The organism is Pseudomonas sp. MOIL14HWK12:I2, from assembly GCF_000510745.1.
In the GTDB taxonomy this organism is placed as follows: domain Bacteria; phylum Pseudomonadota; class Gammaproteobacteria; order Pseudomonadales; family Pseudomonadaceae; genus Chryseomonas; species Chryseomonas oryzihabitans.
In genome coordinates this window covers 16,601-30,904 of record NZ_AZOA01000016.1, presented here as the reverse complement: position 1 = coordinate 30,904, position 14,304 = coordinate 16,601, and the positions used below count along the sequence as shown (strand labels likewise).

12 protein-coding genes and 1 pseudogene are annotated in these 14,304 nt (G+C 66.8%); 5 read left to right on the top strand and 8 right to left on the bottom strand.

Features of this window, described 5'->3' with window-relative positions; genetic code table 11:
* Positions 1 to 4 precede the first annotated feature (4 nt).
* The 5 genes and pseudogenes from PSK12I2_RS0114665 to PSK12I2_RS0114650 form a co-directional block, all read right to left on the bottom strand.
* The gene (locus PSK12I2_RS0114665) at positions 5 to 1,600 is read right to left on the bottom strand and encodes an isocitrate lyase (protein ID WP_027598990.1); all 1,596 of its coding nucleotides are present in this window, start codon (positions 1,598 to 1,600) and stop codon (positions 5 to 7) included.
* A 597-nt stretch (positions 1,601 to 2,197) separates the two neighbouring features.
* A complete protein-coding gene (locus PSK12I2_RS25565; protein WP_371099732.1) occupies positions 2,198 to 3,118 on the bottom strand; it encodes a methyl-accepting chemotaxis protein in 921 nt (306 codons plus the stop codon).
* 3 nt (positions 3,119 to 3,121) lie between these two features.
* Positions 3,122 to 4,231, bottom strand: a pseudogene (locus PSK12I2_RS25560) (FIST signal transduction protein); the annotation flags it as partial.
* 235 nt (positions 4,232 to 4,466) lie between these two features.
* Positions 4,467 to 4,889 carry a GFA family protein gene (locus PSK12I2_RS0114655; protein ID WP_027598988.1) on the bottom strand — a complete coding sequence of 141 codons (423 nt, stop codon included), beginning with the start codon at positions 4,887 to 4,889 and terminating at the stop codon, positions 4,467 to 4,469.
* Positions 4,890 to 4,982: 93 nt separating this feature from the next.
* The gene (locus PSK12I2_RS0114650; protein WP_007160531.1) at positions 4,983 to 5,264 is read right to left on the bottom strand and encodes a peptidylprolyl isomerase; all 282 of its coding nucleotides are present in this window, start codon (positions 5,262 to 5,264) and stop codon (positions 4,983 to 4,985) included.
* 153 nt (positions 5,265 to 5,417) lie between these two features.
* On the opposite strand from PSK12I2_RS0114650, the gene PSK12I2_RS0114645 reads away from it, so the two are divergent.
* Positions 5,418 to 6,266 carry a CAP domain-containing protein gene (locus PSK12I2_RS0114645; RefSeq protein WP_007160530.1) on the top strand — a complete coding sequence of 283 codons (849 nt, stop codon included), beginning with the start codon at positions 5,418 to 5,420 and terminating at the stop codon, positions 6,264 to 6,266.
* A 141-nt stretch (positions 6,267 to 6,407) separates the two neighbouring features.
* Here the strand turns inward: PSK12I2_RS0114645 and PSK12I2_RS0114640 are convergent, their stop codons facing one another.
* Both PSK12I2_RS0114640 and PSK12I2_RS0114635 read right to left on the bottom strand, forming a co-directional pair.
* Entirely contained in the window at positions 6,408 to 6,788 is a 381-nt protein-coding gene (locus PSK12I2_RS0114640; RefSeq protein ID WP_027598987.1) for a VOC family protein, read from the bottom strand.
* A 61-nt stretch (positions 6,789 to 6,849) separates the two neighbouring features.
* Positions 6,850 to 7,185: a DUF305 domain-containing protein gene (locus tag PSK12I2_RS0114635; RefSeq protein WP_027598986.1), complete on the bottom strand. Its 336-nt coding sequence runs from the start codon at positions 7,183 to 7,185 to the stop codon at positions 6,850 to 6,852.
* A 416-nt stretch (positions 7,186 to 7,601) separates the two neighbouring features.
* Between PSK12I2_RS0114635 and PSK12I2_RS0114630 the strand changes: the two genes are divergently transcribed.
* Positions 7,602 to 8,792 (top strand): sugar transporter, encoded by a 1,191-nt coding sequence (locus PSK12I2_RS0114630; protein WP_007160527.1) that lies wholly within the window; start codon positions 7,602 to 7,604, stop codon positions 8,790 to 8,792.
* Between the two features lie 156 nt (positions 8,793 to 8,948).
* A complete protein-coding gene (locus tag PSK12I2_RS0114625; protein ID WP_027598985.1) occupies positions 8,949 to 9,416 on the top strand; it encodes a DUF4442 domain-containing protein in 468 nt (155 codons plus the stop codon).
* 162 nt (positions 9,417 to 9,578) lie between these two features.
* Here the strand turns inward: PSK12I2_RS0114625 and PSK12I2_RS0114620 are convergent, their stop codons facing one another.
* On the bottom strand, positions 9,579 to 11,972 hold the full coding sequence (locus tag PSK12I2_RS0114620) for a DEAD/DEAH box helicase (protein ID WP_027598984.1): 2,394 nt from the start codon (positions 11,970 to 11,972) through the stop codon (positions 9,579 to 9,581).
* 178 nt (positions 11,973 to 12,150) lie between these two features.
* Here PSK12I2_RS0114620 and PSK12I2_RS0114615 point away from each other — a divergent pair, with 178 nt between their 5' ends.
* Positions 12,151 to 13,512, top strand: coding sequence for a sodium:proton antiporter (locus PSK12I2_RS0114615; protein WP_027598983.1), 1,362 nt, complete (start codon positions 12,151 to 12,153; stop codon positions 13,510 to 13,512).
* 29 nt (positions 13,513 to 13,541) lie between these two features.
* Entirely contained in the window at positions 13,542 to 14,168 is a 627-nt protein-coding gene (locus PSK12I2_RS0114610; RefSeq protein ID WP_007160523.1) for a hemolysin III family protein, read from the top strand.
* Positions 14,169 to 14,304: the final 136 nt, after the last annotated feature.

The following is a 14,304-nucleotide window of genomic DNA, read 5'->3' as shown; positions in this document are numbered from 1 at the left end:
GTGATCAATGGAACTGGTTCATGGTGTTGTCCTTGCCCGCCGCCTTGAGCGCGGCCTCCCCGGCAAAGTATTCCTTGTGGTCGTCGCCCATGTCGGAGCCGGCCATGTTCTGGTGCTTGACGCAGGCGATGCCCTGGCGGATCTCCTGGCGCTGCACGCCCTTGACGTAGGCCAGCATGCCTTCCTCGGCGAAGTAGCCCTTGGCCAGATTGTCGGTGGACAGGGCCGCGGTGTGGTAGGTGGGCAGGGTGATCAGGTGGTGGAAGATGCCTGCCTCCCGCGCCGCATCGCGCTGGAAGCTCTGAATCCGCGCATCGGCCAGGCGCCCCAGTTCGGTGTCGTCGTAGTCCACGCTCATCAGCTTGGCGCGGTCGTAGGCGGAGACGTCCTTGCCCTCGGCCTGCAGGGCGTCGAACACCTGCTGGCGGAAGCTCAGGGTCCAGTTGAAGGAGGGGCTGTTGTTGTAGACCAGCTTGGCATTGGGCACGACCTCGCGGATGCGGTCGACCATGGCCTTGATCTGGCCAACGTGGGGCTTCTCGGTCTCGATCCACAGCAGGTCGGCACCGTTCTGCAGCGAGGTGATGCAGTCCAGCACCACGCGATCCACACCGCTGCCGGCACGGAACTGGAACAGGCCGCTGGCCAGGCGCTTGGGCCGGAGCAGCTTGCCGCCACGGCTGATCAGCACATCGCCGTTGCCCAGCTGGCTGGCGTCCACCTCGTCGCAGTCGAGGAAGCCGTTGTACTGGTCACCCAGGTCGCCCGGCTGCTTGCTCACGGCGATCTGCTTGGTCAGGCCGGCGCCCAGGGAGTCGGTGCGGGCGACGATGACGCCCTCGTCCACGCCCAGTTCGAGGAAGGCGTAGCGCACGGCATTGATCTTGGCCAGGAAGTCCTCGTGGGGCACCGTGACCTTGCCGTCCTGGTGGCCGCACTGCTTCTCGTCGGAGACCTGGTTTTCCAGCTGGATGCAGCAGGCGCCGGCCTCGATCATCTTCTTGGCCAAGAGGTAGGTGGCCTCGGCGTTGCCGAACCCGGCGTCGATATCGGCGATGATCGGCACCACATGGGTTTCATGGCTGTCGATCTTGGCCTGGATAGCGGCGGCCTTGGCGTTCTCGTCGGCGGCGCGGGCGGCGTCCAGCTCGCGGAACAGCATGCCCAGCTCGCGGGCGTCGGCCTGGCGCAGGAAGGTGTAGAGCTCTTCGATCAGTGCCGGCACGCTGGTCTTCTCGTGCATGGACTGATCCGGCAGCGGGCCGAACTCCGAGCGCAGCGCGGCGATCATCCAGCCGGACAGATAGAGGTAGCGGCCTTTCGTGCTGCCCAGGTGCTTCTTGATGGCGATCAGCTTCTGCTGCCCGATGAAGCCGTGCCAGCAGCCCAGCGACTGGGTGTAGGCGCTGCTGTCGGCGTCGTAGGCGGCCATGTCCCGGCGCATGATGGCCGCGCAGTGGCGGGCGATGTCGAGACCGGTCTTGAAGCGATTCTGCAGGCGCATCCTCGCTGCGTACTCCGGATTGATGGCGCTCCAGTGATTGCCGGTGCTGTTCTTGAGGGCGGCGATGGCCTGAACGTCGTTCTCGTAAGCGGACATGAGTCGATCCTTCTCGATGAGGTTTGCTTGGGTACCAGTCTTTTCCCAACGTCCGGCAGCGGGATGGCGGTTGCCACCCGGATACCGGTCGCGAAGGCGAAAGGTCAGCCCAGCTGTCGAGTCATGTCGCCGTACGTTCCTACATGGATCCGGACGTCACCTCTGGCGACGCTGCCTCGAGCAGCGCGGCATTTCAGTCGTCTTCTCTTGTAGTGCCTCTTGAGCATCACTACGCAAGACGGCCCGAGGGTCACCCGGAGCCCAGGCGCGACCCGCATGGATAGGGGGTTCGCGTCCGGTGCAGCTAGAGATTTGCAGGAGACAAGGGCGTCGTCAACTCAGTTTTGTAGTGCTTTCGTATAGTCACTACAAAAGTCGTAGACGCGGCCGGGAGCGGGTTTGGGGCGTCTATTGCTGACTCATGGGTCGCTGATGAGGGTAAAACAGGGCCGCAAGCCACGGCGCTGGCCGTGACCCTGCGGTCACTCGAGAGGTGAGCTAGAGTCACCCGGTCGCCCCTCCTGGTGAGGGGCGGCGGTGCGGGAAGAGGGCGGGACTTGCCGGTCAGTGCCGACGAACGGTAAGTCCCCTCCTGCCTTAGGACGAGGTAGCGGCGGTGAGACCGGTCAGGGTATCGGCGATGTCCTTGGTGCGGTGGGAGGTCTGGGCGGTGAGGCGACCGGACTCGCGCAGGACGGCGAGCAGCTCCTGCAGCGAACCCACGTCCTGGGCCTGGCCGGCGATATGGGCACCGACCTCGCTGATGGCGCGCGACAACTGGTCGATGTCGGCGCCGATCTCGGCGGCGTTCTTGTGGGTGATGGCCGCCAGGTTGCGCACCTCGTCGGCCACCACCGCGAAGCCGCGACCGCTCTCGCCGGCGCGCGCCGCCTCGATAGCCGCGTTGAGCGCCAGCAGGTTGGTCTGGCCGGCGATCTGCTGGATCACCTGGACGATGGACTGGATGCGCAGACTCGACTGGCTCAGCTCGTTGGCGCTGCGCACCACGTCCTCGGCCTGTTCGGTGAGGTGCTGCACGGTGCTGTCGGCCTGGCGGGTGACCTCGCCCTGCTGCAGGATGTTGCCCGCCAGATCGTCCATGCTGCTGTGCAATTCGCCGGAGTAGTGCCGCAACTGCTCGCCGATCTCCTGGCGACTCTGGTGCGCCTGGCGCAGCACCTGGCCAAGGTCGGCGAGGCCGCCGAACACCGCCTGGATGGAGTCGTCGAGGCCCTGGGCATCCACCACACCCGTGAAGTTCTGCCGCTTGAATTCGTTGATCTGGTTGACCACCACCTGGCTCAGACCGGCCAGCTTCTTGATCTGCCGGCGCAGGAAGAAGGCCTTGAACTCGCCGTAGTGGGCGGCGAAGTTGTCGACGTAGTCGTCGCGGAAGGGCGCGCCCTCCGGGGTACGGAAAAAGAACACCGCGGTGAGCGTCTGGTTGAGGTTCAGGCCGAGGATCTCGCCAAAGGTGGAAAAGCCCACCACCGGCGTCTGGCCGAACACCTCGCCCATGCGCGGCAGCTCGGCGCCGTTGTTGGCGCGGCGCAGAATGCAGTCGTTGAGCACGCCCACCAGCGGGGTACCGCTCTTGCCCTGCAGGAAGCGGGCGAAATCCTCGCGGGTGGCGTCCACCAGGGAGGTGCGCTTGACCATCACCAGCTCTTCGCCGGGCGCCACGTCGCAGAACAGGTGGATGCGCTCGCGCTCGTAGTCGATGCGGGCGATGGAGCGGACGAACAGCTCCTCGCCCACGCGGATGGCGAAGGAATAGTCCGCCAGGCGCTGCTCCAGCTGCTCGGCGCTGCAGCTCAGGGCCTCGCAGAGGGCCGCCACCATGCTCTTGATCTGGCCGCGGCTGTCGACCACCTGGCTGATGTAGCGCTCTTCCAGGGAGGCGGTGAGGACACTGAGGCTGAGCGGCGTGGCGCTGAAGTTCTGGCTCTTGAACACCCCGAAGCGGGTGTTCCGGGCCATCTTCAGGAATACCAGCTGGGCATGGTTTTCATAGGCCTTGCGGCCATCGTGCAGCAGCGTCTGGCGGAAGTCACCCTTGCCGCCGGCGGAACCGCCGACGAACAGGCAGGGGAAGCGGCCGGACTCGTACAGCGCCTCCATGAAGAAGGATTCCGAGGCGGACAGGCCGTCGAACAGCACGAAGGCCAGGGTATCGCGGTGATCGATGGGCGTGCGCACCTGCAGGCGCTTGAGCGACTCGGTCAGGCGGGCGAGGCGCTCCTTCATGCTGCGCCGCGGTCCGCCACGGCGGATGTCCTCGCTGTCCAGCGGCACGTGCACCACCTCGGCCGAGGCGATCACCGAGGCGTCGAAGAATTGCAGCACCAGCCGGTCCCAGGCGCCGTCGGCGGCGCAATACAGGCGCTGCTCGCTGCCGCAGAGTTCGCCGGAGGTGGTGCACAGGCTGATGGATGCGCCGGGAAAGCGCCCCGCCAGCTGCTGGGCGATGGCGTCCAGGTCCAGGTGTGGCGAAACGAAGCCGGCGATATAGGTGGGCTTGAGGGCGACGCCGCCGAGGCGGTCGCCGAGTTCGCGAGCGGAGCAGGTCAGGCTGAACACGCCGCTACCGCCCTGGCGGGCACGCGCGCCGAAGCGTTGCAGAAACCCCATGATTGTTCCTCTTGTCTGGCAGGCTGGGAAAGGGAGCTCACCCAGGCATCGGCGCGTTTGCCGGCGGCTTGATAGGGATGTGCGCCCAGGCCGCAGGCGACCGGGCGCAACGGATCAGAGGTGCGGCAGGGGCCGGGGCTCTGGCATGAGCCTTGGCGTGATAACGAGCGTGCGCAGGACCCCGAGGTCGCCCGCAGCGAGGCGACCGGTGGTCATGGCTGGCGCCGGAAGGCGACTAGTCCTGTTCGCCGTGCTCGGCGATGGCCTCGGCGCCGGTCAGCTGGCGGGTCTGGTTGGCGAAGCAATACCAGGCCGGCTTTTCCTCGATGAAGATCTCGCTGTCCAGCAACCAGTCGCTGCCCTCGAGCAGGCCCACCGGAATGGCGTAGTAAGGCTCGGCCTTGAGGCGATAGAACAGGTGAGTGCCGCAGTGGCGACAAAAGCCGCGCTCGGCCCAGTCGGACGAGGCATGGACGGCCAGGGCATCGCCACCGCCGATCACTGGTGGCTGAGCACAGTCCACTGCCAGCAGCGGGCCACCGCTCCAGCGGCGACAGGTCCGGCAATGACAGGCCGAGACGGCAAGGCTGTCGAGGCGACAATCCAGCTGGACGGCGCCACACAGGCACTGACCGTGACGTTCGAGGGGAAGGGACATGGCACTATCCTCGTGAGACAGGAGGTCTGCAGGATAGCCGGTTGGGCGCAGGGAAGGGAGGTGCCCCCGCTGCGAGCGGGAGCACCGGCGCGATCAATCTTCGCGGCTGGTGACTTCCACCAGGTGATAGCCGAACTGGGTCTTTACCGGACCCTGGACCTGATGCAGCGGCGCGCTGAACACCACGGTGTCGAATTCCTTGACCATCTGGCCCGGGCGGAAGGTGCCCAGGTCACCGCCCTGGCGGCTGGAGGGGCAGCTGGAGTTGTCCTTGGCCACCTGGGCGAAATCGGCGCCCCCTTCGATGGCGGCTTTGAGTTCGTTGCACTTGGCTTCGCTGGAAACCAGGATGTGGCGGGCAGAGGCTTTGGCCATGGGAGAGACTCCTGTTGAATGAGCCGGCGAGCCTACTCCAATCACCCTTGCAAGCAAACTGCCATCCGTTCCTCGGCTGGCCACCGGTCTGGCTTGCGCCCTGGATTCAGGCCGGGTACATAGCGCTTCCGTCTTTTCCGGATCCGCTCGCGCATGTCCCGTTTCCCCGCCTTGTCCCTGCTGCTGACCACGACCCTGCTGACCCAGGCTGCCCTCGCCGCGACGCCCGAGGAGGCGCGCCTGGTCAGTCTGATCAACGCCTATCGCGCCGCCCCCCAGGGGTGCCCGGGCACCCGCGCCGCGGCGCCGCTCGCCGCCGACAGTCGCCTCGCGGCGGTGCGCCTGACCGGTCGCGATCGGCTGCAGGGCGATCTGCGCGCCGCGGGTTATCAGGCATCGGCCGTGCAGGTGATCATGCTGGCGGGCGCCCCCACCGCCCAGGCGGCCATGGCCGGACTGCGCCAGCAGTATTGCCGGCCGCTGGCCAGCAGCGACTATGCGCAGATCGGGGTGAGTCAGCAGGGTCCGCGCTGGCAGCTGGTGCTGGCGCGTCCGGTGGTGAGCGCCGGCCTGGGCGACTGGCAGAGCGCTGGCAAGGCGGTGCTGGCCGAGGTCAATCGCGCCCGGGCCCAGGCGCGCACCTGCGGCACCCGGCGTTTTGCCGCGACCACCCCGCTGCGCTGGAATCCGGCGCTGGCCAATGCCGCCCTGGCCCACAGCCAGGACATGGCCGGTCGCGACTACTTCTCCCATACCGCCCCCGGCGGCGGCACCGTGGCCGAGCGGGTGGGCAAACAGGGCTACGGCTGGACCCGCATCGGTGAAAACATCGCCGCGGGCGCCGGTTCGGTCAGCCAGGCCATGCAGGGCTGGCTGGCGAGTCCGGGCCACTGCGCCAATCTGATGAATCCGGAATTCACCGAAATGGGCGCGGCCTATGCCCTGAATCCGCGGAGCACCCACAGCCTCTATTGGACCCAGGTGTTCGGTCGGCCGCGCTAGGCTCTGTACGAAAAGTGCCTGCACTCGGTGATGCGTCGTTGAAAACGCCTTCGGAATGCTCATTTACCACTCGTAAACTCCGCTTCCTCAGGCTTCTTTTCGCCTCGCCTGACCTTCGCTCGGCGACCTTTCGCGCAGAGCCTAGGTCGGGTACTCGGCGATCTCGATCAGGTTGAGGTCGGGATCGCGGACATAGACCGAGCGAATCGGTCCGGTGGCCCCGGTGCGAGCCACCGGGCCTTCGATGATCGGCCAGCCCTCGCGCTGCAGATGGGCGATCACCTGGTCCAGCGGCTCCTGGGCGATGAAGCAGAGGTCGAGGGCGCCCGGCACCGGCAGGTGCGCCTTGGGTTCGAATTCGTGCCCCCGCTCGTGCAGATTGATCTTCTGGTTGCCATAGCGCAGCGCCTTGCGCCCCGCGCCAAAGGTCTCCAGGCGCATACCCAGCACCCGGGTGTAGAAATCCTCGCAGGCGGCGAGGTCGATGGTGGTCAGGACCAGATGATCCAGATGGTCGATCAGCATGGTGGACTCCGCGTCGGGACTGGCGTCCCACTGTGCCAGTCCCGGACGCGGTGCGCCATTACTTGCCGTGGGCCTTGATCCAGCGATTGAGCTGGTCGATTTCCTTCTGCTGGGCCTGGATGATGTCCTCGGCCAGCTTGCGCATCTCCGGGTCCTTGCCGTGCTGCAGCTGATAGCGGGCCATGTCGACGGCGCCCTCGTGATGGGCCAGCATGCCCTTGGCGAAGGCCAGGTCCGGGTCCTTGGCCTTGAGGCCTTCTTCCATGCCCTGGTGCATGGTCTCCATGCTCTTCTGCATGTCCTGGTGGGCCGGGTGCTGGGTCTCGGCGGCCTGGGCGACGCCGCCGGCGAGCAGACTGAGGGCGAGCAGGGTGGAGGAGAGGACGATACGCATGGGGGAGGCTCCTGACTGGGCTGGTGACGCCGAGGCTAGAGCTTGCCCCTGGGGTAAGGTCAATCGTCCGGCGCGTTTCGCTCGGAGCTTCGTCCAGGCAAAAGGTTTCGCGATGTTTTGTCGCAGCGCCAGGCGATCGGCGTGCTGCTCCCAGGTAAAAAAGCGCCACCGATCAGGCGGTTGGCCGCTTCGGCCAGGCGATTGCCGCTGTCAGGCGCAACTGCGGGAGGTTGTGATGGTCCGAATCGACAGCGTAGAATTTTTACTACATTCAATTCCAATCCCTACCTACAGCAGACTTCTCGCTCGCGACCCGGCGTCGCAGGCGGGCCAGGCCTTTGCTCGTGGGTTTTTGTCGTCGGCTTTCTGACCGAGAGTCGCCATCCACCCTTTCGCTCTGGAGTAGAAGACCCCCCATGGATGCTACCGCCGAAGCCCGGAAGCCCAGCTGGTCCGGTGTCATCGCCCTGGCCCTGGCCGCCTTCATCTTCAACACCACGGAATTTGTTCCGGTGGCGCTGCTCAGCGACATCGGGCGCAGCTTCGACATGCGCCCCTCGCAGGTCGGCTTGATGCTGACCATCTATGCCTGGGTGGTGGCCCTGATGTCGCTGCCGATGATGCTCGCCACCCGCTCCATCGAGCGGCGCCGGCTGCTGGTGTTCGTCTTCATCGTGTTCATCGCCTGCCACGGCCTCTCCGGGGTGGCCTGGAGCTTCGAGGTGCTGGTGGCCAGCCGCATTGGCATCGCCTTCGCCCATGCGGTGTTCTGGTCGATCACCGCCTCGCTGGCGGTGCGCATCGCCCCGGCCGGCAAGCAGACCCAGGCGCTCGGCCTGCTGGCCACCGGCACCTGCCTGGCCATGGTGCTGGGCATCCCGCTGGGCCGGGTGCTGGGTGAATTGCTGGGCTGGCGCTACACCTTCGTCGCCATCGCGGCGCTGGCGGTGGGCACGGTGCTCTGGCTGGCGCGCAACCTGCCGCTGCTGCCCAGCGAGAACTCCGGTTCCCTGGCCAGCCTGCCGGTGCTGTTCAAGCGCCCGGCGCTGCTGTGCATCTACCTGCTCACCACCCTGGTGGTGACCGCCCACTTCACCGGCTACAGCTACATCGAGCCCTTTGCCGTGGAGGTGGCGGGCATGGGTGGCATGCAGATCACCGCCTTGCTGCTGCTGTTCGGCGGCTCCGGCGTCATCGGCTCGCTGCTGTTCAGCCGCTACAGCCTGAGATTCCCCAATGGCTTCCTGATCGCGGCAATCGCTGGCATCGCCCTGTCGCTGCTGTTGCTGCTGCCCTTCGCCTGGAAGAGCTTCATGCTGGAGGGCCTGAGCGTCATCTGGGGCATCGCCATCATGAGTTTCGGCCTGGCGCTGCAATCCAAGGTGCTGGCCCTGGCCAAGGACGCCACCGACGTCGCCATGGCGCTGTTCTCCGGCATCTACAACGTCGGCATCGGCGGCGGCGCCCTGCTCGGCAGCGTGGTGGGGACCCATGTCGGCATGCCCTACGTTGGCCTGGTGGGCGGCAGCCTGGCGGTGGCCGGCCTGCTGTTCGCGGTGTTCATGACCCGGCGCTACGCCGAGCAACTCAACGCCAATCCGCTGTAAGGCCCGCGGGCGCCTCTTCGGCGAGGCGCCCGGCCGCGCGACCCGGGGGTCGCGAACTGTCTACCGGGCCGCGCGCGCGCGCCGTGGAGCTGCACGGGGCGAAGCGCTAAGCTGCGGGCACCTGGCGCTCCGGCCAGGCTGCCGGATGCGCTCGCCATGAATCGACTGTTGTTCAATCTCTTCGTCTGGACCAAGGTGCCCATCGCCAAGATCGCCGGCCTGCGCCTGCGCCACCTGGACGATGCCGGGTGCCAGATGCAGGTCACCCATGGCTGGCTGAACCAGAATCCCTTCAAGAGCATGTTCTGGGCGGTGGAGGGCATGGCGGCGGAATTTTCCACCGGCATCCTCGCCGACCGGCACATCCGTCTTTCCGGCAGCCGCTACGCCATGCTGGTAGTGGCCATGAGCGCGACCTTTAGCAAGAAGGCTGTGGGCACCATCGTCTTTCGTTGCGACCAGGGCGCGGCCATCGCCGCGGCGCTGGTGCGCGCCCGGGAGACCGGCAAGCCGCAGCAGGTCGAGCTGCGCAGCATCGGCACCGACGAAAGCGGTGAGCAGGTGGCGGAATTCTTCTTCACCTGGAGCTTCAAGGCGCGGTCGCCGCTGGGGACGTCCCGGTAGGAGCGACTGTCTTTCTTTATCGCGGCCATGGCGGTCCGCCGATGCGGCCGTTCTGGCTTGGACTATCGCGGCCATGGGCCGCTCCTACAGGAGCATCATTTCCCTGTAGGAGCGGCCCATGGCCGCGATCGGTAGCATGACCCTCGGCGACTCCCGATCCGCTTAACGCCCGAAGCGCCCACCGCGCCGCTCGCCGCGACCCTGGCGGCGGCCGCCATTGCCCTGGCCCTTTTCCTGGCCACGCGGCCGGCGTCGGCGGGACAGCTCCCGGGTGATGGCGTCGTTAAGCAGGTCGCGATGATCCTGGCCGCGTTCCAGGGCCGGAAACAGCTCGGGCAGGCTGCGGGACAGGTGCAGATAGGTCTCCACCACGTGCAGGGCGCTTTCCAGTCCGGCGAGATCGGTGCCCATGGGGATGCGCGGCAGATCCACCGGCTCGCCGCGGGCGACGCTGCGCAGCCAGCGCTGGGCCTGGCTGCTGGCCGGGCCTTCCAGGCCGCCACGGATTGGCGTGCAGGCGAAGATCCAGCGCAGTTGGAAGTCGATGCCGGGCAGGTCGATCAGCTTGATCCACTCGGCCAGCTCGTCGGGCAGTACCGAGACGAAGGCGTCGCCATAGTTGATGTTGCGATTGAAGGTCAGCCAGGTGCGCAGCAGGCTGGGCTCTTCCATGAATTCGGACAGCGCGCGCAGGTGCTCCAGGCTCGGTCGCACCTGGAACTGGTGCAGGTCAACCGGATCGTCAGGGCTGTGGAACAGCCGCTTGATGTTGCGCAGCACATGGGGTTCGAGCGCGGTGATCTCGCCCTCGGCATGATGACCGAACCGTCCGGCGCGACCGCCGATCTGCTTGACCTCCTGCACCCGCAGCGGCCGGTTCTCCACCCCGTCGAATTTCTCGTCGGTGTAGAAGCACAGGGTATGGGCCGGCAGGTTGAGGCCCATGCCCACGGCATCGGTGGCGACCATGATCTCGGTCTCGCCTTCGCGGAAGCGCCGCGCCTGTTCCCGCCGCACCTCCGGCGAGAGGGCGCCATAGACCACCGACACCCGGCGCCCGGCCATCTCCAGCAGGCCCTTGAGTTCCAGCACCACCCGACGGCTGAAGGCCACCAGCAGCGAACCCGGTTCCAGGCGCTCCAGGGTGGTGGCGTGGCGCGCCACCGTGACTGGCGACAGGCGCTTGGTGGGCTTGATCTCCAGGCGGTCCTCGCACAGCTCGCAGAGGGTGCGCAGTGAGGGTTCGATCAGCGCCGGACCGGTCATCAGCAGGCGCTTGGTGTGGGCGCTGACCAGGGCATCGACCCAGGCCCAGCCGCGCTGCGGATCGGCCAGCATCTGCACCTCGTCGACCACCACCACTTCCCACTGCTGGCGGCGGAAGCGGGCGAATTCCTCCACGGTGCAGCAGAAGTGGGTGGCGCCCGGGCGGATGATCTCCTCCTCGCCGGTGACCAGCGAGCAGGGTACGCCAAGGGATTCCAGGCGCTCCTGATTTTCCAGGGCCATCAAGCGCAGCGGCGAGAGGTAGATGGCATGGGTCACCGCCGCCATGGCCTCGATGGACCTGTGGGTCTTGCCGCTGTTGGTGGGGCCGAGCAGGGCGGTCCAGGTGCGGGTCAGGCGGCGGGCCGGATAATTCTGGTGGTACTGGCCGAAGCGCGGATTGTTTTCCAGCAGCACCGCGAAGGCCATCTTCTCGCGCTGCTGGGTCACGGCGTGGCGCAGCGCGCGGCGCAGCTTGTCGGCTTCCAGGCGCATCAGCTCCTGCAGGCGCGGCGTGCCCAGCTGGTGCAGATCGAAGTCCAGGGCATCGGCTTCGCCCACCAGCACGGCGAAACGCTCCCGCAGGTCCGCCTCGGCTTCGGCCCTTAGCGCGGCGACATCGGCGTCACTCAGCAGTCGGCCCTGGTTGGCCGCCAGCCGCCGGGGGATCTCCAGGCGAATGTCCTCGTGGGTCAGCACCACGTTGAATCTCAATTCGTGGCGCGTTTCGTTGAGCACCTCCACCGCCCGCGGCAAAAAGTCGTCCAGGCGGATCAACGCCTGGGGCACCCGCTCCAGCACCCGCTGGCGATCCTCGTCCGCCATTTCGGCGAAGGGCGCCGCCAGGAGGCCGAGGCGCTCGCGCACGGCATTGCCCAGACGCTCGCTGACCGCGGCGGCAAAGGCCTCGGCCGAAGCGCTGTCGGCCAGATTCAGCGCCCAGTGGGGTTCGAGCAATTCGCTCGCCGCGCCGCCGGTAAAGAGCTTTTCGCTGCCGAAGACGTCCACCGGATAGCCGAAGGTCTTGCCGGCATTGAGCAGCGCCTGGCCCAGCAGGCTGTCGGGATCGGGCGCGCTGCCGACGGCGACCGCAGCGCCTTCGTCCAGCCCCAACCAGAAGGCCTTGGCGATGCGACCCAGGTGCGGCAGGGGATAGCCCGAATAGGGTTTGAACCAGAGTTCCTGGTGCTGCTGCTTGGCGACGAAGTCGGGATGGGTGCGGCCGGCCCAGTCGAGGAAGCGCTGCAGGCGTTCGAGGCGGCGTTGCTTGCGGAGGCGGTGATCGCTCATGCGGGTAGGGGCTTTCCTTGGGACTATAGGGCATGGGACCCCGGCCAGGGCCACGGGGTCACCCGGAGGCGCGCCATTCGGCAGATAGGGGGCACGCGGCTACGCCGGCGCAGTCTCCATCAGAAGGGTGACGTCTGCTACCCGTTCTTCCTTCTCTGTTCTGGATCACGCTACCCACATGACTTTTCTCGTCTGGGTCGGGGTATTGGGATCGCTGTTGATGATCCTCGCCCTGACCTCCGCCTACCTGCGCTGGCTACCGGTCACCACCTCGGTGGTCTGCCTGGCCTTCGGCATGCTCATCAGCCCCATCGGCCTGGGCCTGGCCGAGGTCGACTTCCAGCAATCGGCAACCTGGATCGGCCACCTCACCGAGGTGGCGGTGCTCTTTTCGCTGTTCGTCAGCGGCCTCAAGCTGCGCCTGTCCTTTCATCGCTCTTCCTGGCATGGCGCCTATCTGCTGGCCGGGCCGGTGATGATCTTTAGCATCGCCGGGGTCTGCCTGGTCGCCCACTACCTGCTCGGTCTGCCCTGGGGCGTGGCCCTGCTGATCGGCGCCATCCTCGCGCCCACCGACCCGGTGCTGGCCGGGCTGGTGCAGGTCAACCACGCTCAGGATTTCGACCGGGTGCGCTTCGGTCTCTCCGGCGAAGCGGGCCTCAACGACGGCACCGCCTTTCCCTTCGTGCTGCTCGGTCTGCTGCTCCTGCAGCATGGCGAACTCCAGTGGGGCTGGACCCTGGAGTGGTTTCTCAAGAACGTGGTCTGGGGCGTACCGGCGGGCCTGCTGCTGGGCTATGCCATGGGCAAGGGGGTCGGGCGGCTGATGATCTTCCTGCGCACCCGGCATGGCGACAGCACCATCTCGCCCAACGATTTCCTCGCCCTGGCGCTGATCGCCCTGTCCTATGTGCTGGCCGACGAGATCGGCGCCTTCGGCTTTCTCGCGGTGTTCGCCGCCGGCCTGGGCCTGCGCCAGGCCGAGGTACAGACCTCCGGTAATGCGGAAACGCCTTCCGAGCAACTGGCGCAACCGGTGATCGGTCACCTCACCGGAGCGCCGGAGCGTGCCACGGTGGCCAACGCCGAGGACATCGAGGAGCCGCGCATGGCCGCCGGGGTGATGATGGGCGACATGCTCGCCTTCGGCAGCCTGGTGGAGCGCTCCTTCGAGGTGCTGCTGGTGACCCTGCTCGGGGTGGTGCTGATCACCCATTGGGACAGCCGCGCGCTGCTGCTGGGCGCCTTGCTGTTCGTGGTGATCCGCCCGCTGGGCGTGGCGAGCATGCTGCCCTTCACCCGCATCGATCGCCACCAGGGTGCGCTGATCGGCTGGTTCGGCATCCGTGGCATCGGTAGCCTGTATTATCTGTGCTACGCGCTCACGCATCAGGTCACGGCCGACTGGGCCGGGACCATCGTCGACCTGACCCTGTCGGTGGTGGCCTTGAGCATCGCGGTCCACGGGATTTCCATCCAGCCGCTGCTCGACCGCTACGAGCGCCTCACTGCCCGTCGCGAGGGCTCGGCGAGACCCTGAGCCCATTTGCGACCTACACCGGAGGACGCATGTACTACGGCGAACGTCTCAATGCCTGGACCCATCTGGTCGGTGCCCTGCTGGCCCTGGCCGGCGCCATTGCCCTGGTGGTACTGGCCAGCCTGCAGGGCGATCCCTGGCGCATCGTCAGCGTGGCCATCTATGGGGTCGCGCTGGTGATCCTCTACAGTGTCTCGACCCTCTACCACAGCGTGAAGGGGCGGGCGAAACGCCTGCTGCAAAAGCTCGATCACCTGTCGATCTATCTGCTCATCGCCGGCAGCTACACGCCGTTCTGCCTGGTGACCCTGCGCGGTCCCTGGGGCTGGACGCTGTTCGGCATCGTCTGGGGGCTGGCGCTGATCGGCATGGCGCAGGAGCTCAAGCCGCGTTCGGAGGCGCGCATCCTGTCGCTGGTGATCTACGCCACCATGGGCTGGATCGTGCTGGTGGCGGTGGGACCACTGCTGGATCGCCTGGGCGGCGAGGGCTTCGCCTGGCTGGCGGCCGGCGGGGTGCTCTATACCGTCGGCATCCTCTTCTTCGTCTTCGACGATCGCTTTCGCCACTGGCATGGCATCTGGCACGGCTTCGTCATGGCCGGCAGCGCCCTGCATTTCGTGGCCATCCTCAGGTACGTGCTGCCGGCGCCCTAGGGCGGTCTTGAGGGGCTCGTCACAGATGGGCTGGCCGCTGGCCATCCCTGGCGAACCTCCCGGGGGCGCCCGGGTTCAGAGCTAGCTGAATCCACTCTCCGAGCGTTGCTTTCCCGAAAACCAAGAAAAAGAGGAA

Bases quoted from the DNA above. Each gene is read 5' to 3' on its own strand.
- PSK12I2_RS0114665 (WP_027598990.1), bottom strand. From the start codon at position 1,600: ATGTCCGCTTACGAGAACGACGTTCAGGCCATCGCCGCCCTCAAGAAC.
- PSK12I2_RS25565 (WP_371099732.1), bottom strand. From the start codon at position 3,118: ATGGGCGAGGTGTTCGGCCAGACGCCGGTGGTGGGCTTTTCCACCTTT.
- PSK12I2_RS0114655 (WP_027598988.1), bottom strand. From the start codon at position 4,889: ATGTCCCTTCCCCTCGAACGTCACGGTCAGTGCCTGTGTGGCGCCGTC.
- PSK12I2_RS0114650 (WP_007160531.1), bottom strand. From the start codon at position 5,264: ATGGCCAAAGCCTCTGCCCGCCACATCCTGGTTTCCAGCGAAGCCAAG.
- PSK12I2_RS0114645 (WP_007160530.1), top strand. From the start codon at position 5,418: ATGTCCCGTTTCCCCGCCTTGTCCCTGCTGCTGACCACGACCCTGCTG.
- PSK12I2_RS0114635 (WP_027598986.1), bottom strand. From the start codon at position 7,185: ATGCGTATCGTCCTCTCCTCCACCCTGCTCGCCCTCAGTCTGCTCGCC.
- PSK12I2_RS0114630 (WP_007160527.1), top strand. From the start codon at position 7,602: ATGGATGCTACCGCCGAAGCCCGGAAGCCCAGCTGGTCCGGTGTCATC.
- PSK12I2_RS0114625 (WP_027598985.1), top strand. From the start codon at position 8,949: ATGAATCGACTGTTGTTCAATCTCTTCGTCTGGACCAAGGTGCCCATC.
- PSK12I2_RS0114620 (WP_027598984.1), bottom strand. From the start codon at position 11,972: ATGAGCGATCACCGCCTCCGCAAGCAACGCCGCCTCGAACGCCTGCAG.
- PSK12I2_RS0114615 (WP_027598983.1), top strand. From the start codon at position 12,151: ATGACTTTTCTCGTCTGGGTCGGGGTATTGGGATCGCTGTTGATGATC.
- PSK12I2_RS0114610 (WP_007160523.1), top strand. From the start codon at position 13,542: ATGTACTACGGCGAACGTCTCAATGCCTGGACCCATCTGGTCGGTGCC.